Annotated in this window: 23 protein-coding genes and 1 pseudogene; 7 read left to right on the top strand and 17 right to left on the bottom strand. The window is 37.4% G+C overall.

The genetic code is table 11. From position 1 onward, the window contains the following. Nucleotides 1-1,317 precede the first annotated feature (1,317 nt). Nucleotides 1,318-3,006, bottom strand: coding sequence for an ABC transporter ATP-binding protein (locus tag QCQ61_RS05685; RefSeq protein WP_279449807.1), 1,689 nt, complete (start codon nt 3,004-3,006; stop codon nt 1,318-1,320). A gap of 142 nt (nt 3,007-3,148) precedes the next feature. On the opposite strand from QCQ61_RS05685, the gene QCQ61_RS05680 reads away from it, so the two are divergent. Next, on the top strand, nt 3,149-6,193 hold the full coding sequence (locus tag QCQ61_RS05680) for a M4 family metallopeptidase (RefSeq protein ID WP_279449806.1): 3,045 nt from the start codon (nt 3,149-3,151) through the stop codon (nt 6,191-6,193). A 67-nt stretch (nt 6,194-6,260) separates the two neighbouring features. Here the strand turns inward: QCQ61_RS05680 and QCQ61_RS05675 are convergent, their stop codons facing one another. From QCQ61_RS05675 to hemA, 16 genes and pseudogenes are all read right to left on the bottom strand, one after another. Next, nucleotides 6,261-6,677, bottom strand: coding sequence for a hypothetical protein (locus QCQ61_RS05675; protein WP_279449805.1), 417 nt, complete (start codon nt 6,675-6,677; stop codon nt 6,261-6,263). A gap of 85 nt (nt 6,678-6,762) precedes the next feature. After that, a complete protein-coding gene (locus QCQ61_RS05670) occupies nt 6,763-7,476 on the bottom strand; it encodes a 3'-5' exonuclease (protein ID WP_279449804.1) in 714 nt (237 codons plus the stop codon). Nucleotides 7,477-7,520: 44 nt separating this feature from the next. Then, the gene (locus tag QCQ61_RS05665) at nt 7,521-8,669 is read right to left on the bottom strand and encodes a serine hydrolase domain-containing protein (RefSeq protein ID WP_431605812.1); all 1,149 of its coding nucleotides are present in this window, start codon (nt 8,667-8,669) and stop codon (nt 7,521-7,523) included. Between the two features lie 9 nt (nt 8,670-8,678). After that, the gene (locus tag QCQ61_RS05660; protein ID WP_279449802.1) at nt 8,679-9,155 is read right to left on the bottom strand and encodes a methylated-DNA--[protein]-cysteine S-methyltransferase; all 477 of its coding nucleotides are present in this window, start codon (nt 9,153-9,155) and stop codon (nt 8,679-8,681) included. Continuing rightward, the gene (locus QCQ61_RS05655; protein WP_279449801.1) at nt 9,155-10,261 is read right to left on the bottom strand and encodes a CNNM domain-containing protein; all 1,107 of its coding nucleotides are present in this window, start codon (nt 10,259-10,261) and stop codon (nt 9,155-9,157) included. Before QCQ61_RS05655 ends, QCQ61_RS05660 begins: the two co-directional genes overlap by 1 nt. Before the next feature lie 112 nt (nt 10,262-10,373). Continuing rightward, a complete protein-coding gene (locus QCQ61_RS05650; RefSeq protein ID WP_279449800.1) occupies nt 10,374-10,844 on the bottom strand; it encodes a hypothetical protein in 471 nt (156 codons plus the stop codon). An 83-nt stretch (nt 10,845-10,927) separates the two neighbouring features. Next, nucleotides 10,928-11,287, bottom strand: a complete 360-nt coding sequence (locus QCQ61_RS05645) for a hypothetical protein (protein ID WP_279449799.1) — start codon at nt 11,285-11,287, stop codon at nt 10,928-10,930. Nucleotides 11,288-11,332: 45 nt separating this feature from the next. Further along, entirely contained in the window at nt 11,333-12,322 is a 990-nt protein-coding gene (gene hemB / locus QCQ61_RS05640) for a porphobilinogen synthase (protein WP_279449798.1), read from the bottom strand. Nucleotides 12,323-12,416: 94 nt separating this feature from the next. Further along, the gene (hemF, locus tag QCQ61_RS05635; RefSeq protein ID WP_279450233.1) at nt 12,417-13,319 is read right to left on the bottom strand and encodes an oxygen-dependent coproporphyrinogen oxidase; all 903 of its coding nucleotides are present in this window, start codon (nt 13,317-13,319) and stop codon (nt 12,417-12,419) included. Between the two features lie 288 nt (nt 13,320-13,607). Continuing rightward, nucleotides 13,608-13,961 (bottom strand): annotated as a pseudogene (locus tag QCQ61_RS15575) (transposase); the annotation flags it as partial. Between the two features lie 59 nt (nt 13,962-14,020). Beyond that, nucleotides 14,021-14,791, bottom strand: coding sequence for an EI24 domain-containing protein (locus QCQ61_RS05625; RefSeq protein WP_279449797.1), 771 nt, complete (start codon nt 14,789-14,791; stop codon nt 14,021-14,023). A gap of 72 nt (nt 14,792-14,863) precedes the next feature. Then, complete coding sequence (locus tag QCQ61_RS05620; protein ID WP_373693808.1) at nt 14,864-15,289, bottom strand: DUF6973 domain-containing protein; 426 nt, start codon at nt 15,287-15,289, stop codon at nt 14,864-14,866. Nucleotides 15,290-15,346: 57 nt separating this feature from the next. Continuing rightward, the gene (gene hemE / locus QCQ61_RS05615; RefSeq protein WP_279449795.1) at nt 15,347-16,375 is read right to left on the bottom strand and encodes a uroporphyrinogen decarboxylase; all 1,029 of its coding nucleotides are present in this window, start codon (nt 16,373-16,375) and stop codon (nt 15,347-15,349) included. A 69-nt stretch (nt 16,376-16,444) separates the two neighbouring features. Further along, on the bottom strand, nt 16,445-17,098 hold the full coding sequence (locus tag QCQ61_RS05610) for a uroporphyrinogen-III synthase (RefSeq protein ID WP_279449794.1): 654 nt from the start codon (nt 17,096-17,098) through the stop codon (nt 16,445-16,447). 18 nt (nt 17,099-17,116) lie between these two features. Continuing rightward, nucleotides 17,117-18,061, bottom strand: a complete 945-nt coding sequence (gene hemC / locus QCQ61_RS05605; RefSeq protein WP_279449793.1) for a hydroxymethylbilane synthase — start codon at nt 18,059-18,061, stop codon at nt 17,117-17,119. A gap of 2 nt (nt 18,062-18,063) precedes the next feature. Beyond that, nucleotides 18,064-19,326, bottom strand: a complete 1,263-nt coding sequence (gene hemA / locus QCQ61_RS05600; protein WP_279449792.1) for a glutamyl-tRNA reductase — start codon at nt 19,324-19,326, stop codon at nt 18,064-18,066. A gap of 302 nt (nt 19,327-19,628) precedes the next feature. Between hemA and QCQ61_RS05595 the strand changes: the two genes are divergently transcribed. The 6 genes from QCQ61_RS05595 to QCQ61_RS05570 all read left to right on the top strand — a co-directional run bounded on the left by QCQ61_RS05595 (nt 19,629) and on the right by QCQ61_RS05570 (nt 25,477). After that, nucleotides 19,629-20,519 (top strand): AraC family transcriptional regulator, encoded by an 891-nt coding sequence (locus tag QCQ61_RS05595; RefSeq protein ID WP_279449791.1) that lies wholly within the window; start codon nt 19,629-19,631, stop codon nt 20,517-20,519. 87 nt (nt 20,520-20,606) lie between these two features. After that, nucleotides 20,607-21,644, top strand: a complete 1,038-nt coding sequence (gene hemH / locus QCQ61_RS05590; protein WP_279449790.1) for a ferrochelatase — start codon at nt 20,607-20,609, stop codon at nt 21,642-21,644. Between the two features lie 30 nt (nt 21,645-21,674). After that, nucleotides 21,675-23,015 carry an MATE family efflux transporter gene (locus tag QCQ61_RS05585; protein ID WP_279449789.1) on the top strand — a complete coding sequence of 447 codons (1,341 nt, stop codon included), beginning with the start codon at nt 21,675-21,677 and terminating at the stop codon, nt 23,013-23,015. Nucleotides 23,016-23,055: 40 nt separating this feature from the next. Next, nucleotides 23,056-24,132 carry a T9SS type A sorting domain-containing protein gene (locus QCQ61_RS05580; protein ID WP_279449788.1) on the top strand — a complete coding sequence of 359 codons (1,077 nt, stop codon included), beginning with the start codon at nt 23,056-23,058 and terminating at the stop codon, nt 24,130-24,132. 3 nt (nt 24,133-24,135) lie between these two features. Further along, nucleotides 24,136-24,849 (top strand): T9SS type A sorting domain-containing protein, encoded by a 714-nt coding sequence (locus QCQ61_RS05575; protein WP_279449787.1) that lies wholly within the window; start codon nt 24,136-24,138, stop codon nt 24,847-24,849. Nucleotides 24,850-24,931: 82 nt separating this feature from the next. Further along, nucleotides 24,932-25,477 carry a CopD family protein gene (locus QCQ61_RS05570; protein WP_279449786.1) on the top strand — a complete coding sequence of 182 codons (546 nt, stop codon included), beginning with the start codon at nt 24,932-24,934 and terminating at the stop codon, nt 25,475-25,477. The last annotated feature ends 68 nt before the right edge of the window (nt 25,478-25,545 follow it).

The following is a 25,545-nucleotide window of genomic DNA, read 5'->3' as shown; positions in this document are numbered from 1 at the left end:
AGAAAGTAATCAGATCATTAAAAAGAACAAGTGGATTGATACGAAACGTACTTTTCATATTTAAGAAAGTGTTCTTCTTTGTCTGATTTTTTTTATGGTTTTTTGTCCCAAATCTGTCATAGTTACAGATAAATTATTAAATCCCGTTCTTCGTGAGGTTAGAACGGGATTTTAATTTTTAAAATTTTCTTCCGAAAATATTCTCAATGATGGCTGAGTAGATCCAAATCTAAAACAGAACTTCCGCAGACTTTCTTATTATCGAAATTATTGTCATCTAATAATATAATAAAAATATATTCTGGAATTAACAGGCAGCATGATTGTATAAGATTCAGCTGAAGGTTAAATTATAGAAAGAATTCAAAGATGAAACGTATTGCGCTACTGTAATTTAAAGATTCTTTGACCTAATAATTAACATTTTATTATGATAAAAACATATCAAAACAATGCAAAATGTTAAATATTAGTGTGTTTCATCGAATTATTGTGCTTTTTATCGTTTATATTAAATTTAACGTACATCTTTACGGTCCCAAATCTTACCTACTTAACCTAATATGAAAAAGGAAATCAGTTCATTGAAAATTCACTGTGGTATGTTGAGCAACCTACTTTGTATCATTTAAAAAGTGTTTTTTCCAGACTGATCCCGTCTTATGGTTTTTTGCCCTAAATCTGTCATAAACACAGATTTATTATTAAACCCGTTTTTTCTACAGAAAGAACGGGTTTTTAATTTTTAAAAATTTCCTCCGAAAAACTTTCTCAAAGATGGCTGAGTAGATCCAAATCTAAAACAGAACTTCCGCAGACTTTCTTATTATCGAAATTATTGTCATCTAATAATATAATAAAAAAATATGCCAGAATTAGCAGGCAGCTTGATTGTATAGGATTCAGCTGAGGGTTAAATTATAGAAAGAATTCAAAGATAAAATGTATTGCGTTACTGTAATTAGAGGGTTCTTGGACCTAGTAATTAACACTTTATTATGATAAAAACACGACGAAATAACGCTAAATGTTAAATAATAGTGCATTTCATCGAATATTTTTGTATTTTATCGTTTATACTAAAATATTTTGCATCTTTGAAGTCCCAAATTTTACCAAACCTATCTAATGAAAAAGTATTAGATCTAATAAACACCGTAATGCGAAAAACCTACTTTTCAAATTTAAAACTGTGTAATTGTTAACCTAATCTTTTTCTTATGGTTTTTTGCCCTAAATCTGTCATAAACGCAGATTTATAATAAAGCCCGTTCTCAATTAAAATTGAACGGGCTTTTATTTTGTACAAAAACAAGTTTAAATTCCTTTAGGAATTGCAGCTATAAGCTTTTTGGAATATACGGTCTGTGGATTTTCATAAATTTCATCGGCATCGCCCAATTCTTCAATCTTACCACTATTCATTACCAAAAGCTGATCCGACATATATTTTACCACGGCCAAATCATGCGATATAAAAATATAGGTAAACCCAAAATCATTTTTTAATTCGTTCAATAAATTAAGGACTTGCGCCTGAACCGAAATATCCAAAGCAGATACAGACTCATCGCAAATAACAAGTTTTGGTTCCACTACAATTGTACGGGCAATTCCAACACGCTGCCGTTGCCCTCCAGAAAGCTCGTGCGGATAACGATAAAAATAACTTTTGTCTAAACCCACCCTTTCCAAAAGTGAAAGCACCCGGTTTTTTCGTTCGCTTTTAGAATTTCCTAAACCGTGCACTTCCATCGGCTCCATTAACGCCTGGCCAATCATTAAACGCGGATTTAACGACGAATAAGGGTCTTGAAAAATAATTTGCACTTCCTTTCGCAGTTTTCTAATCTCCGTTTTAGAAAGTTTTACCAGCTCTCTTCCCCGATATTTAATGCTGCCACCCGTAACATTTTCTAATTGAAGAATTGTTCTTCCCAATGTAGATTTACCACATCCCGATTCGCCAACCAGCCCTAAGGTTTCGCCTTCAAAAACCGAAAAACTAACCGCATCCACGGCTTTAACAATTTCCTTTTTAGCAAAAATTCCCACACTGCTGAAATAGTATTTCTTTAAATTGGCAACCTCCAAAATTGGTTGTTGCGTATATATATTTTTATGTCTTTTGGCACGTTCCACAGGTTTAATCTCTCGCGGTTTAAAACTTTTATCGGCGATGGAAGCAATGGTTGGCAGTTTTGCCAAACGCACATCTAATGCAGGTCGCGACGCCAAGAGCGCTTTTGTATATTCCGCTTGGGGATTTTTAAAAATTTCAATAGTAGTTGCCTTTTCAACAATATTACCTTTATACATTACCACAACCGTATCAGCAATTTCAGAAACTAAGCTCAAGTCGTGCGAAATAAATAGCATCGCCATTTTAGTTTCCTGCTGTATGGATTTTAAAAGTGAAATAATTTCCTTTTGCACCGTAACATCGAGTGCTGTGGTTGGTTCGTCTGCAATTAGTAGTTTGGGTTTGCAGGCAATGGCCATAGCTATCATAACCCGCTGCATCTGTCCGCCGCTTATTTGATGCGGATAACTATTATAAATTTCAGTTGGCCGCGGTAATTTCACCTTTTTAAAAAGTGAAATGGTTTCATTTTTGGCCTCTTTTGCATTCATCTTTAAATGAAGTTGAAGCACTTCGGCAACTTGAAATCCGCATGTTAAGGACGGGTTTAATGCGCTCATGGGTTCCTGAAAAATCATAGCTATTTCCCGGCCTCTTATTTTTCGAAATTCCTTTTCATTGAGTACCAGTAAATTTTGTTTTTCAAAGAAAATTTCACCCTCCACATGTGCATCTTTTGAAGGCAACAAACCCATAATTGATAATGAAGTAACCGACTTTCCCGAACCGGATTCGCCTACAATTCCTACAATTTCACCCTCGTGAACATCAAAAGATATGGTGTGTAAAACCGAGGTTTCGGTATTCCCTTTACCAAAGGAAACCGATAATTTTTTGACCGAAAGAAGAGGGGGTGTATTCATAATTTCAAAGATAGAATAAATGCCGTGAATAATACTTTAACAGTATTTCATCGAAATAAATAGGTTTTAATCGAAACATGTTGTTAATTTATATGATTTTATTACGAAATCAAACACAAACATTCACTAAAACCTATTTATTATGAAAAAAATTAACAAATTCGTTTTATTCTTTTCATTGCTTATCTTCGGGTTTTCAGCGGTAGTTTCCGCCCAAAACAAAGATCGAGAAAAGAAAAACAACACATCATCCCAAAGTTTAGTGGTTTTTGATGCCTCACAATCGTACTCGCTTCAAAATGCTACACAAATTTTTAAAGAAGTTTTTAATCCTTCGGGCCCAACTTCTTTTACTTCGCTAAAACAAGAAATTGATCCGTTAGGTTTTACGCATAAAAAAATGCAGCAGTATTATAACGGTATAAAAGTGGAATTCGCAACAATTACACTTAACAGCAAAAATGGAACGGTGCAGACTTTAAATTCTTCCTACGCTCCTATTGCCGAAGATTTTTCTACCACTCCTACTATTAGTAAATCGCAAGCATTTAACAACGCTACTGCCCATGTAGGTGCCATTAAATATATGTGGCAAAACCCAAACGAAGCTGCGATGGCAAACTATCAAAAACCATTGGGCGAACTCGTTATTTTCCCCGCGATAAAGAATATTTCTGAAACAAACCGACTTGCTTATAAATTTGATATTTATGCAACAGCACCGTTATACAGGGCCGATGTATATATTGATGCAACAACGGGACAATTTATCATGGAAAACAAAAAAATTCATCACGCCAATGTACCCGCCACCGGAACCAGCCTTTATAATGGCAACGTTTCCTTTACTGCCGATAATGCATCGGGGCCTTATCGTTTACGGCAAACAGCAGATGGCGGTGGAATTCAAACTTTTGACATGAATAATGGCACTAATTATAACAATGCCGTGGATGTTACAAGTAGTTCAACAAACTTTACTTCCAACCCAACCGGAGTTCAAGCACATTTTGGTGCTGAACGCACGCACAAATATTTTAGCCAGAAACATGGCAGAAACTCCTACAACAATGCTGGAGCTATTATAAAATCGTATGTGAGTTATTCCACCAATTATGTAAATGCATTTTGGGACGGTAGCCGAATGACCTACGGCGACGGTGATGGTGTAAACTATGGCCCATTGGTATCCTTAGATATATGTGGTCACGAAATTACTCACGGGGTTACTGAGTATTCTGCAAATTTGGTTTATAGCTACCAGTCCGGAGCGTTAAACGAATCGTTTTCCGATATTTTCGGCGAATCTATTGAAAAGTTCGCCTCTGGCACAAACGATTGGCTAATGGGCGACGACATTGGCGCTGGCGGTAGCGGTGGAGCTTTGCGCTCCATGAGTAATCCAAATGCCTATGGTGACCCCGATACATATCAAGGTACAAACTGGTATTCCGGTTCGGGAGATAATGGAGGAGTACACATTAACTCTGGTGTACAAAACTTCTGGTTTTATGTGTTAAGTGTAGGTAAAAGTGGAACCAACGACAAAGGAAACAGTTACAATGTTACCGGAATCGGGATGGACAAAGCCGCAGCAATTGCTTACAGAAACCTAACGGTATATTTAAATTCAAACTCACAATACAGCGATGCCAGAAATGGGGCCATTCAAGCTGCGAGAGATTTGTACGGCGCAGATAGCCCTGAAGAAATTGCAACTACAAACGCTTGGTATGCAGTTGGTGTTGGTGCTGCTTATGGCGGTGGCGGTGGAAGCGACTATTGTGCCTCACAAGGAAATAATGTGAATGATGAATATATTAGCCGCGTACAATTAAACACAATTGACAATGCTTCTGGTGCGCAGTTTTATTCAGACTTTACGAGTATTTCTACTTCGTTAAATGAAGGCTCAACGTACACTATAACTGTTACCCCAACTTGGACTGGAACTGTTTATAACGAAGGCTACGCTGTGTGGATTGATTATAATGGCGATAGTGATTTTGGCGATGCTGGCGAATTGGTCTGGTCTAAAGCCGCTTCAAAAAACACACCGAATAGTGGAACGTTTACCGTACCTTCGGGCACAGTAGGCGGAGAAACTAGAATGCGGGTTTCTATGAAATACAATGGAATTCCAACTTCTTGTGAAACTTTCAGTTATGGTGAAGTAGAAGATTACACTATAAACTTGGGCGGTGCCGGACCAGATACCCAAGCACCAACGGCACCTTCTAGTTTGGCAGCTTCAAATGTAACGCAAACCACCCTCTCACTTTCGTGGAATGCTTCCACAGATAATGTAGCTGTTACGGGCTACGATGTTTTTGAAGGCAGTACAAATTTAGGAAGTGTTACAGGTACTTCGGCAAATATTACTGGTTTGTCCCCTTCAACTGGGTATTCATTTAAAGTACGGGCGCACGATGCTGCCGGGAACAATTCTGGTTTCAGCAATACGGTAAATGTTACTACACTTTCAAACTCCGTAACCTATTGTACTTCGCAAGGAAACAATACAAATGACGAATATATAGATCGCATTCAACTGGGAAGCATCAATAATTATTCTGGCAATAATGGTGGTTATGCAGATTTCACAAGTATGTCTACCACACTATCTAAAGGAAGTAGCAATACCATTACAATTACTCCAAGATGGACCGGAAGAAAATACCGTGAAGCGTATAGAGTGTGGATTGACTACAATCAAGATGGCGATTTTAATGACTCTGGCGAACAAGTATATTCACGTTCGCGAACTACTTCTACTTCTATCTCTGGAAGTTTTACGGTGCCATCATCTGCCCTTTCCGGAGCAACGAGAATGCGAGTTTCTATGAAGTACAACGCCTACCCATCTTCTTGTGAAACCTTCAGTTATGGTGAAGTGGAAGATTATACTGTAATTATTAGTAATTCGGTTAATCAAGGAATTACGGGCGATACAGGTTTTAATAGTTCAGAAATTTCTATCTACCCAAATCCTGCCAAACACACGCTGAATATTTCATTGGTTAACTCAGTGGGAACAGATTACGTTATCTATAACGTAATTGGGCAAGTAGTTGGCAAAGGTGCGTTTACACCGAGCTTAGACATTTCTACTTTGCAAAGCGGTGTTTACATAATGGAAGTAAATACAAATTTCAACAAACTTATGAAACGATTTGTGAAAGAGTAATTTTAATTGCAACAAATAAAACGGCCCGCTTCATATTTGAAACGGGCCGTTTTTATATATAATTTGTTTAAAGCGGATCGCCCACTTTTATATCGCACCTGTGTCCTGGCTGTCCGTGTGGCGGATTTATACCACTACCAGAAGCCGGAGTTGAAACAGGCACTGCATTTGATGAATTAATTGCAGGTGCTTTGTTAGCACTGCCAGCCGCTGCATTTAATGGAGCGCCTACCGGAATATCACAACGGTGGCCCGGTTGTCCGTGGGCAGGATTTATTCCACCCGCTGTATTTGTTGTTGTACGCGTATTTGCAGGAGGTGCTACATTTTGTAGCGCTTGTTTCTTTTGCTCAAGGGTTGCTTCCTGTACCGCTGCCGGCGCTGCTTCCTCAGTGGTTTCTTTGTCTTTACAAGAAATAAAGAAAATAGAAATTGCAAACACAGGAATTAAAAACGTTTTTAGATTAAATTTCAGAATTGTCATAAAAGTATATTTTGAATATGGCTGGTAAATCTACTAAATTTTAAATAGAATTCCATATTGAAAGATTTGCCTTCTTAAAACTTCTTTAAATTGAAAGAATTTCGTCGGCAACTAATATTTCTTCATTACGAAGTCTTAAGAAAATTTGTGCAACCGTAACGGTGTCCTTTTCGCAATAAACAATTATTCTATCAATATCCTTTTCTTTGTAAAAAACATCTCGCACCTCGCTGCCATCAATATCATCTTTTGGGGAAGGAATACCTAAAACGTGCGCCATTAATTTAAGGGAAGTAAAGGTTTTATAATCGCCAAATTTCCAAAGCTCCAAGGTATCCAAGTGCGGAACTTCCCACGGCTTTTTTCCGAAAAGATCTAATTTAAAAGGAATGTCTATGCCATTGATAATCATCCGGCGGGCAATGTAGGGGAGGTCGAATTCCTTCCCATTGTGGGCACAAAGTAAATGATGCGGTTTATTAAAATGGGATTCGAGCAATGTTTTAAATTCCTTTAAAATCTTTACTTCATCACCGTGAAAACTGGTTACACGAAAGTTTCTTACATCGCCTTTTAGTACAAAATAACCCACCGAAATACAGACTATTAATCCAAATTCTGCCCATATGCCGGCACGTTCGTAAAAGTCTTCGGCCGAAATATCATCCTTTCGTTGGTATTTGCTTTTCAATTCCCAAAGCGTTTTGGAAGTGTCGTCCAATTCGGAGTAATATTCCTTTTGCGGGACGGTTTCAATATCCAAAAAAAGGATATGCTGTAAATTAATACGCTTAATCATGTTTCTGAAATTATAATCGGGGAGATGCTTAAAGCTACGTAAAATTATTGATTTTCTCCAAGCATCTTATAAACTTCATCAATATATACGTAGAAATCTGAACTAAAAGGCAAGTCGGTTTTTGTTCCTCTTTGGTGGCCTAAGCGTACAATTATTAAATCGTCCTGAGGGATTACGATAACATACTGCCCTAAAATGCCACGCATTGCAAATATTTTCTTTCCCAAAAAATCGCTCAACCAAAAGCCATATCCGTATTCGGGACTTTTAGCAAACCTCGGAGTGATGCTTTTCGCCACAAAGGTAGAATCCAACAATTGCCTACCGTTCCATTTGCCGTAATCTTTATACAATTTTCCGAAACGTGCAAAGTCGCGGGCATTGCTTCCCAAACAGCAGTACGCTTTTACCAACCTATTTTCTGCATCATCAATTTGCCAAAGGGCCGGTTGTTCAAAACCCATTGGTTGCCAAAAGCTTTCCTGTAAATATTCACTTAAATCAATACTTGCATTTTGAAGCGGTTTCTGAATAACCATCGCCAAAAGCTGTGTGTTTCCACTTAAATATTTAAAATTTTGGCCCGGTTTATCCACCACTTTTAGCTTCAGAATTGTTTCTGCCAAATGTGAGTCATAATACGCTTTTGCTGTCATTCCGAACGGATTGGAGTACGATTCGTCCCAATCTAAACCAGAAGCCATTGACGAGAGATCGCCAACCGTCATTCCACTATGAGCGTATTGCGGGTAAAAATCGCCAACGGGCTGATTTAAACTTTCAATAAAACCATCGTCAATTGCTTTTCCCAATAAAGCCGATGTAATACTTTTAGCCATGGAGAATGAATTGGTCTGTGAATTCCTTCCAAATCCGTCAAAATATTTTTCGAACCAAATGCTGTCATTTTTTATAACCAGAAACGCAACCGTTCCAAGTTTATCATTTATTTCAGAAAGCGCGTTAGTTGCTTGAACCGTGTTATAATCTTTATGAATTTTCCAAGGTTGCGGATGGGCACTTGCAGGAATCGTTTTGATGTCAAAAAATTCAAAATCGTCAATATAAGCGGTGGTATGACCGTGGAGGTAAACCACCCAAACACCCTTTAAAATATACCCATAGCCCGTAATATAAAGTCCCAAGACTACAAAAATAAGTAGCATTAAGACCCATTTTAAAAATTTTAATATTTTTTTCATCTAAAACAACGATTGTTGTGGCGACGGATTTTCGTGTTCCAATAACCATTTTTTTCTGTACAATCCGCCGGCAAAACCCGTGAGCGATCCGTCGCTACCAATAACGCGGTGACAAGGAATAATTATTGAAATGGGATTTTTGCCATTGGCCGAAGCAGCCGCGCGAATTACTTTTGGATCGCCAAGTTTGTTCGCCATTTGCTGATAGCTAGCAGTTTTTCCGAAAGGTATTTCCTGTAATTGTTTCCAAACTCGTTTCTGAAAATCTGTACCCTCCGGCGCGAGTTTTAAATTGAATTGGTGCCGCTTCCCTTCAAAATATTCTCGCAATTGAACAATCGCTTCATTTAAATATTCGGGGCATATTTTAGAAATAGCCACATTTTTATCGTCTGTAAAATAAACCGAAGCAAGACCCTGGGCACTGCCTTTTAGTTCCAAAACTCCTATTGGTGAATTTATATAGGCCGTTTCCATTATGTGTTGTTCTCCTCGTCTTCGCCGGTAATATCTGTATTGATTTGAATTCCCATCCGTTTGGCCCGACGCTCCCAATTTTTACGCGCTTGTAGTTGCATATCTTCTATACTGTCACTTTCGTCCATAATTTCAAGACCCAAGAGCGTTTCAATAATATCTTCCATAGTAACTACACCAATGGTATTGCCAAAGTCGTCAACTACAGAAGCAATATGCACGCGTTGTTTTATAAATGTTTCAAAAAGTTCCGGGATTGGCTTTTCGGCAGCAACAACAAATATTTCGCGTTTTAAATCGCTTAACAGCTTATCGCCCCGATCTTCCACAATTTCTTCCAGCACATCATCCCGAAGCACAAAACCGGTAATGTTATGCGATTTGTCTTTATAAACGGGAATACGAGAAAACCGCAAACTTTTATGATCTTGATGAAAAGCCTCGAGACTTTTAGATTCGTCTTCTAAAGTTACAACTGTAAATGGCGTCATTACATCTTTTGCGTGTACGCTTTTAAACACCAATAAGTTTTTAATAACGGTAGTTTCATTTTCTTCAAACACTCCTTCTTCTTCGGCGGCATCTGTAATTGCCATAAATTCTTCCCGACTCATGGTACTTACATGGGCAGATTTGCCCACCAAGCGGGTAATTAGCATTAACAGCCACAGAATACCAGTGTACTTTAAGGGAAAAATAATTAGTTTTAGAAAAAGTGCTGTAAACGACCCCAATTTTTTCCAATAGGTAGCACCAATAGTTTTTGGAATAATTTCAGAAACCACTAAGATGAGCATCGTCATTATAGCTGAAACAATTCCCACAATATTTACTCCCCATATTTCAACTTTATAGGGGAGTTTTTCAGCTTGAACACCTACTAAAATTGCTCCTACAGTATGTGCAATTGTATTTAAGGTAAGTATAGCAATTAATGGTTTGTCTATATCTTTTTTAAAATTTGTTAAGGTTATGGCGTACGATTTTCCTTCATTGGTTTTCATTCGCAGATAAGTAGGGGTAAAACTAAGCAGCGCTGCCTCCAATATAGAACACAAAAACGAAAAGAAAATAGATAGTATAGCGTAGATTAATAATAAGGCCATAGGTGGTTTTAATAAATTTCAACTAAAATAAAGATTTATTAATTCTTTTTATGCAATGCTTTGTTAATTGCATAAAAAAAACCGCCACAAAGGACGGTTTTTTTAAATTATACTACGAAGCTTTTAGCAACGGTTTTAAAGTGGTCTCCCAGCGTTTGGCGTCTTGTAGGCACACGTGGGGATCTCTTGTGTATTCTTCGTCATTCGTTTCAATATAGAAAGGAATTTCAAGTCGACCAGATTTAGCAACAAATTCCAGTCCTACCCAATCCAGGGATTTGCCAGAAAGCTTTACGCTTTTTGCGCGACAATCTTTAATTTCCTCCATGTCAATTATTTTGAAATCGCCTGTAGGATTTGACTTTGAAGTATAAACCAATTTTTTGGCGTTTTCATCTACTGCAATGATACAATTACCAATAAAATCGATGTTTTTTAATTGAATACCATTGTTGTGCGAAAGTTGCGAAATAACATTTCGAAGTTTCTTTTCCTTGCCTGAAGCGTTTACGATTAAATAGGTTACAGGCACGAATATCAATAATAATATAACTACCCCGATAAAGGTTGTGTTTAATTCCATTTTAAAAAAAATTTTAAGTGAATAAATTTGAGTGAATTTATGCTCGAAAAACAAATCGAGCAGGCCAAACAAGCATCAAAAAATCACCAAAAAAAATGAAATGGAAATAAGTGCTTAAAGATAAGTTCGCGTTTATCTTTTGAAGAATAATAACATTTGTAATTTGAAGAAAAACGTGCGTAAACAACATTTTGGTGAGCAAAAATGCTTCCCGCCAAATCTAAGCCCAAATATTCGTGTTGCGAAACTGTTTGCGAAACTTCGCCAACAGCGATAGCGTCAAAAACAAAAGGCTTGCCTTGGTCTTCATCCTGAAGCGCAGATATTACAGTAGCTTTACCGTTATCTGCAATTGCTCCATGAGCTAAAAGCACATTCCCAAATACCAAAAATATGGCTGTGGAAAATATAAAATTAACTATGTGTTTTTCAGTGCTTTTCACCACGCAAATGTATGCGAAAAATTGATGCGGAAGTAAAAAATTTTGCTAATTAATAAGCTTCACTACATCTTTCGCAAAATAGCTGGCAATCATAGAAGCGCCGGCTCTTTTTATGGCCGTAACTTGCTCCAGCATAACTGCATCGTGGTTAAGCCAGCCTTTTTCAGCTGCAGCTTTTAGCATTGCATACTCACCACTAACTTGATATACGGCAACGGGAACATGTACCGCATTTTTTATTTCGCGAACTATATCTAAATAGCAAAGGCCAGGTTTCACCATTACAATATCGGCGCCCTCGTCAATATCCATCAAAGTTTCTCTAATGGCTTCTTCGCGATTGCCAAAATCCATTTGATAGGTTTTTTTATCTTTCGGAATATCCTTGACATCAACGGGAGCAGAATCCAAAGCATCGCGGAACGGCCCGTAAAAGGCAGAAGCATATTTAGCGCTGTATGCCATAATTGCGGTATCGCAAAAGCCTTCATCTTCCAGCAGTGTTCTAATTTCGAAAATACGACCGTCCATCATATCGCTCGGCGCAACAACATCTGCACCAGCTTTGGCGTGGCTTAAAGCCATTTCGGCTAAAACCGCATTGGTATCGTCGTTAATTATTTTTCCTTCGGAAATTATCCCGTCATGGCCAAAACTTGAAAAAGGATCCATCGCCACATCGGTCATTACTATCATTTCAGGCACAGCATCTTTAACCGTTTTTATAGCGCGTTGCATTAATCCGTCGGGATTTAAAGCTTCTTTCCCACTATTGTCTTTCAATTTGTCGTCAACTTTTACAAAAAGCAAAACAGATTTAATGCCGAGTTTCCGCAGTTCTTTCACTTCCTTTTGAAGCAAATCCAAGCTCAATCTGTAATAATTTGGCATGGAGGCAATTTCCTCTTTCACGCCTTTTCCTTCCACCACAAAAAGTGGAGCTATAAAATCGTTAGGGCTTATAATTGTTTCCCGAACCAAGTTTCTCATGCTTTCATTGGTTCGCAATCTTCGGTTTCTTCGTAATGGATACATAATTTTTAAATTTGTCCGGTCGAACGCAGTCGCGACCTATTTAGCATTCTATTTTTTGTAAAAACCCCTCCACTGCGTTCGAGGGAATAGTGTATTATACCCAATCTTTCGGATTTTTTAAAACCTCCACAAGTTTGTATTCTTCACTTCCAGCTTCTGGATGATAATCATATTTCCACTGCACATGTGGTGGTAAACTCATCAAAATGCTTTCGATCCGTCCGTTAGTTTTTAGTCCGAAAAGCGTTCCTTTATCGTGAACCAAATTGAATTCAACATAACGACCACGGCGTATTTCTTGCCAGTTTCTATTTTCTTCGGAAAAAGATAGACTTTTTCTTTTCTCAACAATTGGAATATAGCATTCCAAAAAACTATCACCAATTTCGGTTACAAAATTATACCAATCTTGCATCTCCATTTCATCTGTTTTCTTTAAATAATCGAAGAAAAGTCCGCCAATTCCTCTCGCTTCATCACGATGTGCATTCCAAAAATAATCATCGCAACGTTTTTTATAGGTTTCGTAAAAAGCTGGATTGTGTTTGTTGCAAGCAGTTTTGCAAACTTGATGAAAATGGATGGCATCTTCTTCAAACAAATAGTAGGGCGTTAAATCCTGCCCACCGCCAAACCAACTATCTACAATGTTTCCTGTGGCATCATACATTTCAAAATAACGCCAATTGGCGTGAACCGTAGGCACCATCGGGCTTTTTGGGTGAAGTACCAAACTCAATCCACAGGCAAAGAAATCGGCATCTTTTACACCAAAATAAGCCTGCATACTTTCGGGCAATTTTCCGTGCACTTCACTAATGTTCACACCGCCTTTTTCGAAAACATTTCCGTTTTCAATCACGCGCGTTTGTCCGCCTCCACCTTCAGTGCGTTTCCAAATATCTTCTTTAAATTTTGCTTTTCCGTCAATTGCTTCCAAAGCGGAAGTGATTTCGTTTTGCAAATTTTTTATATATGCTACAAATTTTTCTTTCATTGAATTAGTGGGTATTGAGTAAGGTTGCCGTTGGTTATTTCCTGCAAGGTGTTCCCCCGTCTTTTCAGCGGGGGCTCCTTGTAGGTCTTTCTCCCCTAATATGGCGCCAATTATTTGTATCTCTTTTGAATGTGAATACTCTAGGTTTTTTGCGGAATCAAAAAGATTATTAATTACATAAGTTTTTGAAAGTTTAAAATAATCAGGTTCACTATTATTTAAATAATTATGATAAGAAGAGAACCTATAAGTTTTATGATTCTGAATTTCTGTTGGATTTTTGTGAATATAAATCAAGAGGTTCTTAATATAATTTTCATCTTCAATTTTTTTTCTTTTAAAATGTTTTTCAAACAAACTTCCCGTGCGCCCAGCAAATCTATTGAATGCTTTTGCATAAGCATTAAAGAAATTTGACATTGCCTTGGTGAATTCTTCCGAGACAGAATTCACTTTAATTAGAAAATGAAAATGATTGTCCATTAAACAATATCCAAAAATTTCCACGTGTTGTGCAACATACTTTCCAAACAGCTGGAGAAAGTAGCGTTTATTTTCGTCATTTTTAAATATAGCAGTTCCATTAATGCCACGATTATAAATGTGATAATAATGAGATTGTTCTATATTTTGTAAATTCATAATATCTTAATTTTTAGACCTACAAGGTTTTGGAAACCTTGCAGGAGGTTTTGGAAACCTTAATTCCTATCCAAATCTCCGTTAAAGCCAATTTGCTTCGTTGATTCCAAAACTTTTAGAGTCTCCGTACTCGCGGCAGTTACCGAAAGTGGTAAAACTAAAATTATTCCCACAACTGGAATTAAAAGCATCAGCATAAAAACCATGCCATTGCCAATTGCCAAACCTTTGTTCCTACTCACAAACTGGATGCTTTCGGAATATTTATAGTGCCGTTCCAAAGTGTAATCCATATTTCCAAAACCTGCGTAATAGCTCTGTACTAAAAACAAAAGTACTGAAGAAATTATCCCGATTACAGGTATAAAACCTATCAAAATAATTGGAATAGTGAACAATAATTCCATTAATAAATTGCGAACGTTTATACGTATGCCCCGCCAAAGCTGACCCAGATTTGAGGTATTACGGTGCGAATGGTTTTCGCCAAAAAGATGTTTTTCAATCTTTTCTGAAACGGGACTCATAAAGGGTGCGCTCAAGGCCATTACAATATGCCGGTAAAGAATTAAACCTAAAGCAATTATTATTAAAGCTCCAATAAAATCACTGATGGTTCTAAAAGTTTCAGCGCCCCATTCCCAAAACCAAATTTTCGAAATAAAAGCTCCCAAATTGTCACTCAAACCCCAAGCTAAAAAACCAATTGCAACCGCGGTTAAAAAGCTAATGGCCATAGGTACGCCGAAATACTTCCAAAGCCCAAGTTGCCCAATAAGCTTGAAAGTGCCTGCGTATGCTTTTATTGCATTTAAAATGTTTTTGATCATTCCCGTTCAAATGTCTGGTCGAGCGCAGTCCAGACCTAAATTGAAGTTCGCGACTGCGCTCGAATAGACAATTCATTCTATATAAACTAAATTATTCTCAAGTTGTTCTAAATTTTTAACAGTTGAAATCTTTATTGCTTCCGAAGCCTTTTGTTTCAAGAATGAAACGATTTCCGCTTCGTTTTTATTTTTTATTGATTCAAAATAAAGAATTCCAACGCGATTATTATGCAAATCCATTGCTTTTGCCAAAGCCTTGTTAGGCGAAAATTTTTCATGCCAATCTGTAAATTCCTTTGCCCATGCTTTTGCCATCTCTTCATTATTGCGCCACTTTAAACATTTTTTAATAATTAAAGTTACCCATAGTGCATGCCGAAATGCATTAGCTTTGTTGCTTAAATGATGCCTGCTTCCGTATTCTTTATAGGCAATATTCATACAACGCTTTGTAGCAAAAATAGTAGGAAATGCGTAAAGCGGATTTTTTAAAAACATATAAAACAACCCGAAAAGTTGCCTAAAATCTAACTTTTTAAAAATCTGCCAAAGCATTTATTCTTGTTTGTATTCCTTTACAGCTTCAATAAAAGCACCCGCGTTTTCCAGTGGAATATTTGGCAGAATTCCGTGGCCTAGATTTACGATGTAACGGTCTTTTCCAAATTCATCAATCATTTGTTTTACCATCTTTTTTATTTCCGATGGCGGACTAAAAAGGCGTGTTGGATCAAAATTTCCTTGTAATGTAATATTTCCACCGGTTAAATATCGAGCGTTTCTTGGCGAACACGTCCAATCTACTCCTAAAGCCGAAGCGCCGCTTTTCGCCATGGTATCCAAAGCAAACCAGCAACCTTTTCCGAAGGCGATAACTGGAGTTTCATCCTTTAAAGCATCTATTATTTGCTGCATATATTGCCAGCTAAATTCCTGATAATCGGTTGGCGAAAGCATGCCTCCCCAACTGTCAAAAACCTGCACCGCGTTTACCCCAGCCTTTACTTTTTCTTTTAGGTATAAAATTGTTGTATCGGTAATTTTCTGAAGTAATTCGTGTGCCGCAACTGGCTGCGTAAAACAAAATTCCTTCGCTTTGTCAAAATTTTTACTGCCTTGCCCTTGCACGCAATAACACAAAATTGTCCACGGACTCCCAGCAAATCCAATTAACGGAACCTCATCGTTTAGTTTTTCCTTCGTCATTTTTATGGCATCCATCACGTAGCCAAGCGTTTCGTTAATATCTGGAACAATAACGCGTTCCAAATCCTTTTGCGAACGGATAGGCTCTGGCACCCACGGTCCAATTCCGGGTTTCATTTCTACATGAATGTTCATGGCTTGTGGAATTACCAAAATATCGCTAAACAAAATGGCGGCGTCCATGCCGTATCTGCGGATGGGTTGTACGGTAATTTCACTGGCAAGCTCGGGAGTTTGGCAGCGAGTGAAAAAATCGTATTTCGCTTTTATTTCCTGAAATTCGGGCAGGTATCTTCCAGCTTGGCGCATCATCCAAACGGGTGGTCTTTCCACGGTTTCGCCGCGGAGGGCTTTTAAAAATAAATCGTTTTTAATCATAATTATACTTTTGTCGTCTCGGGCGCAGTTGAGAGTTATAAGGAGTACTCGATTGCGATCGAACGGATATTACGTTATTAATAATTTTGCTGCCTTAGCAATAACACTTTCAACAGTCGTGGTATTTGAAATTACCACATTTTCGGTATATTCTCTTGCTTCGGAAGCAGTTGTTGTTCCTATACAAACCGCCGTTCCGTTAGTGAGTTTATTTTCTAAAAAAAAGCTTCGGACGCCACTGGGACTAAAAAAAAGCACGGCGTTAAATTGTCTGTTAATTTTTATAGGATTTAGCGTGGTTTTATAAGCCACTATTTCTTGAAATGAAACGTTATTTTCTTTTAATTTCGAGGGAATTTCTTCACTTCGAATATTTCCGCAGAAAAAATGAAAGGTATCGTCTTTATGATTTTCAACTAAATATGAAGCCAAATCTGCAGCATATTCAGTCATTTTAATCACCTTTAAACCGTTTTTTTCGAGAAGTAATTTTGTTTTTTCACCAACGCAAAAACAATTTTTAATTTCGCTCGACCGATTGTTCTCAAAAAAGGAATGAACCCCGTTCTGACTTGTAAATATTGCGTTTTTAATTTTCGGGGGAATTTCAAAAACTTCAAATTGAATTTTTATCGCGTTATATTCAACCAACGAAACAGATGCATTCAGCAACAACTCTCTTTGAGAAAGACTCAATTTTTTAGTTGAAAGAACGCTTTTCATTAAATTGAATATAAAAAATTACTTATTGATCTGCTTTTTAATCTGCGCCATTAATTCGGTACCGCCGTTATTTAGGATATGCAAAGCACATTTTTTTCCAAATTCTTGGTAATTAGTTATTTTAACGGTTTTTTCAATTTCGAGTTTATTTTTACCATTTAAAGAAAATAAGCAACCTTTAAAAAGCACTTCATCGCCAATAATTTCGGCAAATGCTCCTATCGGAGCCGTGCAGCCGCCTTCTAAAGTTCTTAAAAATTCGCGTTCAATATGCGTACAAATCTGTGCTCGAATATCATTTAATTTTGACGTGGCTTCCGTACAAAATTTATCATTTTCCAAAGCCACCACAACCATTGCACCCTGTGCCGGTGCAGGAAGCATCCAGTGTAAGGCTTCGCCAGCCCCAGTAAAGGACGGACTTTTAATGGCATCGCCATTGGCAAAACCCAATCTTTCCAATCCTGCTTTTGCGAAGATCGCACCTTGCCAATCGCTATCCTTTAATTTTTGAAGTCGAGTATTAACATTGCCGCGAATATCTACAACTTTGTGGTGTGGGTACCGATTAAGCCATTGTGCCTGTCGGCGGAGGCTTCCCGTTGCGATAGTGCACGGTTTTTCAAAATCTATTTTGGTTGTAGTTACTAAAATATCGTCTGAAGAAGCGCGCTCTAAAACAGCTGTTTGCACGATACCGTATGGCAATTGCGTTGGCACGTCTTTCATACTGTGTACGGCAATATCTACTTTGCCCTTTATCATGGCAACATCCAAGGTTTTTGTAAAAATACCGGTGATTCCCATTTCGTAAAGTGGTTTGTCTAAAACAAGATCACCTGTAGATTTTACGGGAACAAGCTCAGTGGTGTAACCTAAATTTTCGAGTTTAGACTTTACAGTGTTTGCTTGCCAAAGTGCAAGTTCACTGTCGCGCGTACCAATTCGGATTGTTTTTTTCAAGGTTAGGCAGTTTCAAGTTGGAAGACCCTTCTAATAAGTTCAATACTTTCGGCAGAGCCTTCTTCGCCCTTTAGATGGTTGGCGAAATGTGTAGTGATTTTTTGAATAAGGCGGTTGCTGATTATCTCGGCCTGCTCTTGGTTAAAACCATCAATTTTTTTACTTTGATAATCTAATTCGCCGGCTTTAATTTCAATCAACTTATTTTTTAAAGCATTAATGGTTGGCGCATATTTTCTATGATCCGCCCATTTGTTGAATTCCTTTTCTATTTCGGCAATAATTTTTTTAGCGAGCGGAAGTTGCGCCGCACGTTGCTCCAACGTATGATCGGTGAGCGCCGAAAGCTGATCCATGTGCACCAGGGTTACCAATTCATTTTCCAAAACATCATCCGAAACGTTTTTAGGAATTGAAAGGTCTAAAATTAGCAACGGTCTATTTAGGTACAAAAGTTCCTGCGAAATAGTGGGTTGCTGTGCCCCGGTGGCGACAATAAGCACATCTGCCTGGGCAATTTCGCTTTGAATATCGGCGTAGTCTTTTACAACTAAATTAAATTTTCCAGCAACCTTTTCCGCCTTTTCCTTTGTTCGATTAACAAGCGTTATATGATCGTTTTTGGTATGTTTAATTAAGTTTTCGCAGGTATTTCTGCCTATTTTTCCAGTTCCGAAAAGGAGAATGTTTTTTTCTGAAATTTGCGGCACATGGGCCATAATATATTGTACCGCGGCAAAACTGACAGAAGTGGCACCCGAAGAAATACCTGTTTCATTTTTTATACGTTTGCTGGCCTGAATAACGGCATTGGCAAGACGCTCCATAAACGGATTAATCATGTCGCGCTTTTTAGACTCGCGGAAGGCATTTCGCAATTGACTTATAATTTCAAAATCGCCTAAAATCTGACTGTCTAGTCCGGTTCCCACGGTAAAAAGATGTGAAACGGCATCGCGGTTTTTATAAATGTACGCCACTTTTTCAAATTCCTCGACCGTGCCGTTGGTATACTGGCAGAGCAGTTTTATAAGCTGATACGGATGCTGGGCAAAACCGTAAAGTTCGGTGCGATTACAGGTAGAGATAACGGTAAGTGAAGGAATTCCGTCTGCCTTGCCCTGCTCTAATATTTTTTCCTTTGCGGTATCGTCAATGCTAAAATGACCACGTATCTCGGCATCTGCTTTTTTGTAGTTTAACCCGATGGTATAAAAATTACCTTCGAGTGCTTCTCCAGAATATGTTTTCAAATTAGTTTTCATTCATGGATTATATTTGTGAAATTTGGAAGGCTTTTTCGCAACGCCGAAAAGAAATAATGTAATTAAAATATTTTCTTTTGGTTGGTTTAAAATTTATTCGAAGCCATTTCATATAAAACAGAGCAAATGTAAGTGCATTGTTTTTTAAAAAGTAACGCCAGCGGTATCTTTTATGTCGATGTCTGTTAAAAATATTTAAAAAATGACTTTTATCATACTTTAGCCCTAAATTCGCGGTTTCCAAACCAAATTAATAGCGCTTTATTTAGAACAGTTCTAAATAGAATTAATTTAAAAACGAGATGGATTTACAAAAAAATGTCGCTCAAGGTTTCTACAGAGAAACTACAATTGAACCAGGGTTCCTTATCTTAAAGTTTAACAACGAAAGTGATGAAAATCAAACTTTTAAACGCGAAGTAAGCTCTAATTTTATACAGTTTCATTTTTGTATAAAAGGTACGGCGTCGTTTATTTTTAATGAAGGAAATTACAAGTTGCCAATTCAGGAAGGAAATTCGTTATTGCTGTACAATCCGCAGCGGGATTTGCCACTAGATTTAACGCTCAATATAAATTCGTGGGTGCTTTCTGTACTGCTTCCCATAAATAAATTTCACAGTCTTTTTTCTACGGAAGCAAACTATATTACCTTTTTAAGCGATGAAAATAAAGATCGAAAATACTATAAGGACGCACAAATTTCGCCATCGATGGCCATTGTGTTAAACCAATTGATGAATTATAATTTGCATCCTACCATTAAACCGCTTTATTTTAAAGCAAAAGCCTACGAACTGCTAAGCCTCTATTTTAATAGGCCTGTAGATGCCGATGTAGAGCAATGTCCCTTTTTAGCAGACGAAGACAATGTTTCTAAAATAAAAAAAGCGAAACAAATTATAATTGCCCGAATGACCGAACCCCCAACTTTGCAGCAATTGGCAGACGAGATAAATTTGCCCTTAAACAAATTAAAAGAAGGTTTTAAGCAAATTTATGGCGATTCGGTTTTCAGTTTTTTATTCGATTATAAAATGGAGGTTGCACGCCAACTTTTAGCCACGGGTTCGCACAATGTAAATGAAGTTGGACTAAAAGTGGGATATAGTGCCTCCAGCCACTTTATTGCAGCTTTTAAAAAGAAATTTGGCACAACGCCAAAAAAGTTTTTAATGGGATTGAATGTATAATTAATTAAAATAGCACTATTATTTTAAAGTGTCATCACCTTTGAGCATTGCGTTTTAAAAACGTAATTTTGCCTAAAATTTTTTCCTATGAAGGGAGTTCTCCTTGTAAATCTCGGCTCGCCAGACAGCACCGATCCAAAAGATGTTAAAAAATATTTAGACGAATTTTTAATGGATCCTCGGGTCATAGACGTGCCCTTTTGGTTGCGTTCCTTTATCGTTCGTGGAATTATTTTAAATACGCGACCAAAAAAATCTGCCGAAGCCTATCAAAAAATTTGGTGGGACGAGGGTTCGCCATTAATAGTGCTTTCTGAAAGACTTCAGAAAAAAATACAAAACAAAACTACGGTTCCGGTGGCCTTGGCAATGCGCTACGGTAGTATGACACTTAAAAAAGGATTACAAGAATTGGTAGATCAAGGCGTAGATGAAGTATTAACAATTCCGCTTTATCCGCAATTTGCAATGGCAACTACAGAAACCATTGACGTGAAGGTGGAAGAACTTAAAAATGAATTTTTTCCACAATTAAAAATTACTTCCCTCCCCGCATTTTACAATAAACCCGAATATATTGAAGTACTCGCAAAGAGCATGGCAGAAAAGCTGGAAGGTTTAGATTATGAGCATCTAATATTTAGCTATCACGGGGTTCCGGAAAGACATATTTATAAGCGCGATATTACAAAAAGCCACTGTAAAATTGATGGCAGCTGCTGCGTAACCGAGTCACCAGCACACCAATTTTGCTACCGTCACCAATGTTTTAAAACCACCGAATTAGTTGCTGCAAAATTAAATTTAAAACCGGGCACCTACTCCAATGCCTTTCAATCGCGCTTGGGTTTTGACCCGTGGTTAAAACCGCCAACCGATAGGACCATTGAGCGTTTAGGCCTTGAAGGCATAAAAAAAATAGCCATTGTAACCCCGGCATTTGTAAGCGATTGTCTTGAAACTTTGGAAGAAATAGCCATGGAAGGTGAAGAAATTTTTCACGAAGCAGGCGGAAAGGAATTCACGGTAATTCCATGCTTGAACGACCGCGACGATTGGGCCGAAGTGCTAACGGGCTGGATTGATCAATGGCGTATAGTTGATACAAAAACTGCGATTGCCTAAGCCCCTTTCAGATTAAAGGAACTAAAAGAAATGAACAATAAATCTGCCGCTTTAGGCACAGAACCCATTGGAAGTTTATTAATTAAACAAGCGGTTCCTGCCTCTATTGGAATTCTAGTGATGTCGCTGAATATTTTAGTCGACACCATTTTTGTAGGAAATTGGATTGGTTCCATCGCTATAGCTGCAATTAATGTGGTTCTGCCTGTTTCATTTTTTATCGCTGCCTTGGGAATGGCCATTGGAATTGGCGGTTCATCTATAATTTCGCGTGCTCTTGGAAGCGGAAATAAAGAGCGCGCATTAAAAACCTTCGGCAATCAAATTACCCTAACGCTGTTACTTACTACCGCAATGGTAGTTTTCGGATTAATTTTTATAAATGAACTTATTCCGGCCTTCGGTGGTAAAGGGGCTATTTTTGAACCTGCCAAAATCTATTACCGCATTGTGCTCTACGGAGTGCCACTTTTGGCGTTATGTATGATGGGCAATAATGTAATCCGCGCTGAAGGAAAACCGAAGTTTGCAATGATTGCGATGATAATTCCGTCGGTGGGGAATCTGATCTTAGATTACATTTTAATTTATCATTTAGATATGGGAATGGCTGGTGCCGCTTGGGCAACCACCATTTCGTACGGTTTATGTTTTTTGTATGTGCTTTATTTCTTTTTAAGCGATAAATCGGAACTACAAATAAGTATGCCGCACTTTGGTTTAGATCTGCCTATTTTAAAGGAAATGTCTGCACTTGGATTTGTTACGCTTTCTCGACAGGCTGTGGTGAGCATAACCTATCTTTTAATGAACAATATTTTGTTCGACATTGGCGGCGAATCCTCCGTTGCTTCCTATGGTATTATTGCCCGCATGTTAATGTTTGCACTCTTCCCTATCCTTGGGGTTACACAAGGTTTTTTACCCATAGCTGGGTATAATTATGGAGCACATCAATTTACACGCGTACGCGAAAGTATTAACAAAGCAATACTTTATGCTGGCGGCTTGGGCCTCGTTATATTTACCGTTATAATAATTTTCCCTGAAGCTATTGTTTCAGTATTTACAAATGATATAGATATACTTTCAAAAACCCCTGAATATATGCGTTGGGTTTTTGCCGCAACACCTATAATTGCAATCCAACTTATTGGCTCCGCATACTTTCAAGCAATTGGGAAGGCTGTTCCGGCCCTGCTTCTAACTTTAACACGGCAAGGGTTTTTCTTTATTCCACTTATTTTTATACTGCCCCATTATTTTGGCGAACTTGGGGTTTGGATTTCCTTTCCCGCGGCCGATGTGCTCTCTACTATTGTAACGGGTTATTTTTTGAATCGGGAAATCCGGAAAACGCTTACGGACTAGGTCGATTTTTTAGTATCTTTAAAATACTAATTCCTCGGTTATGAAAAAACTACTACTTCTTGTATTTGGTATTTCAATGTTGTCATCATTTGCGCAGCCCGCTGGAATGCTGAACGAAACTTTTCGCTTAAAATCCTTATACATTGGAAATACGTATCTAACCCCTAATGGCGAAAATCCTAATTTAACTATTTACGAAGTTGCAGGGGATTACGTTTTGGATGCTGACGGCATTTTAAACACAATGAATGCAGCGACAAGTTTCAACGGAAATTCAATGACGCTCAATAATTATGGTGTTACGCTACACGATTGTATAGAACCTAATTGCTATTATGAAGATTTATATTTTTATGATGTCTTAACAAATCTGAATCTCGAGACTAAAACATTCACCTTTTTCTATTCTGAAAACAACGGTTTTAAATTTTTAAGGCTGAGAGATGCAAATTACAATACTGCATATTATAGCACAGAACCTGCGCCCATAGCCAATCCCATGTTGTTTCAAACTTGGTATCTCTTTATGCAAGAAGTAGATATGGGCGATCCCATTTTTTATAACGGACCCAATCCACCACAAATAACTATAAATCCAGATTTTACATATACTGGCATTGAAAGCTGCGCAACAATTAGTGGCGATTTTATTTTAGGAAGTGGCGATATTTATTTATTTCAATTACAGCCACAGAATTATATAAATGACGAAAGCAATTGCCAGCCGGGTGAAGCAGAATACGCTTTGTATGAAATTCAAGGTAGAATGTTATTAGACACCAGTGTTTATGAAGGAAATGACGGAAATGATTATCTTTCATGGGAATATGCCCCAGGCTTTCTCTCCCATTTTACCAACATATTACTCTCCACTTCTGAAAATAACTTTTCTGATTTGAAGCTCTTCCCTAATCCAGCCCAAAACAAATTATTTATACAATCCATTATTAGTGACTTCGATTCAGTTTCCATTACAGATATTAACGGCAGAATAATTGTTTCATTTAAAAATATGATTTCAAATGAAATAGATGTTTCAGCATTAAAAGCTGGTATGTATTTTTTGAATATCACTTCTTCCGAAGGAAATACTACGAAGAAATTTATTAAAAATTAAGTTATGAAAAAACTGCTGTTTCTTTTTTTAATCCTTTTTACCACTCAAATTGCAGTTGCCCAACCACCAGAATATTTTGTTGACAACTGGTATTTGCACAGTTTTTCATTCAGTGATGAAGAAGTTTTCATAAATACATTAGGATTAACTGAAGGCCCAACCTTAATTACAGAAAGTGACTTTACGCTTCACGGAACTTCTTTTTGTAACAATTATTCCGGAAATTATGAATATATAGAACCTGGTCCTATAGGTGTTAATGAGATGTTTATTCCTCGGAATATTGTTCGTGAAACTGAAAATTGTGGAGATTTTGAGGCCATGGAAACACACTTTTTCATTCCTTTCCTTAATGAAGATGTGGCCGATATTTATTTCATAGATCTACCTGGGACTGAAAAAATGATCGTACTGCAATATTTTAGTTTTCCTGGATACCAAGTATATAAAAACTTTCCTGCGCTCAACATATCAGACAATAAATCTATTAAGGACTTACTTGTTTTTCCAAATCCGGCACAGAATAAATTAATTATCCATTCCGCTATTCACAATTTTGAATCTGTTTCAATAACAGATATTAACGGAAGAATTGTAATGAATTCGGTAAACAATAATTCAAAAGAAATAGATGTTTCCAACTTTAATGCAGGAATGTACTTTATTACCATTCAATCTTCCGAAGGAAATATTACAAAAAAATTCATCAAAAATTGATTCTCGATAAATAATTCGTCACTACTATTAGTTGATTAATTAGGTATCTTTACGGCCAAGTTTTTACGAAACTGAGCTATTAATGGAACAATATTACCCCTACATAAAATCGCTGCACTTAATATTTGTAATTACCTGGTTTGCGGGACTTTTTTATATTGTGCGTTTATTTGTTTATCAAATTGAAGCTTCACAAAAACCATCGCCCGACAAGGAAATTTTGGGCGAACAACTAAAAATAATGGCTTCGCGGCTATGGAATATTATTACATGGCCCAGTATGGTTTTGGCATTGGTATTCGGGTTTTGGTTACTCGGAATGCGTTTATTTTTTGTGAGCGACGCTTGGATGCAGGTAAAACTGGCTTTTGTAGTGGCTTTAATAATTTATCAATTTAAATGCCACCAAATATTTAAACAACTTCAAAAAGGCGAGGTTAAATACTCGTCCAATTATATGCGCCTCTTTAACGAAGTGCCCACTCTCATTTTATTTGCCGTGGTATTTCTGGTTATATTAAAAAGTGCCGTTAACTGGATTTATGGCACCGTGGGTATTTTCGTTTTTGCAATTATGTTAATGATCGGATATAAAATTTACAAAAGAATTAGAGAGAAAAACAATTGATATTTAAATTTTGATATTCAACTTCACAATTGAGCACAGAATGATTTTTTTTTGAAATTTTCCTTTTA

Source organism: Aequorivita marisscotiae (assembly GCF_029814825.1).
Classification (GTDB): Bacteria; Bacteroidota; Bacteroidia; order Flavobacteriales; family Flavobacteriaceae; genus Aequorivita; species Aequorivita marisscotiae.
The sequence above is the reverse complement of the archived record's forward strand: the minus strand, read 5'-3'. Positions and strand labels throughout refer to the sequence as shown.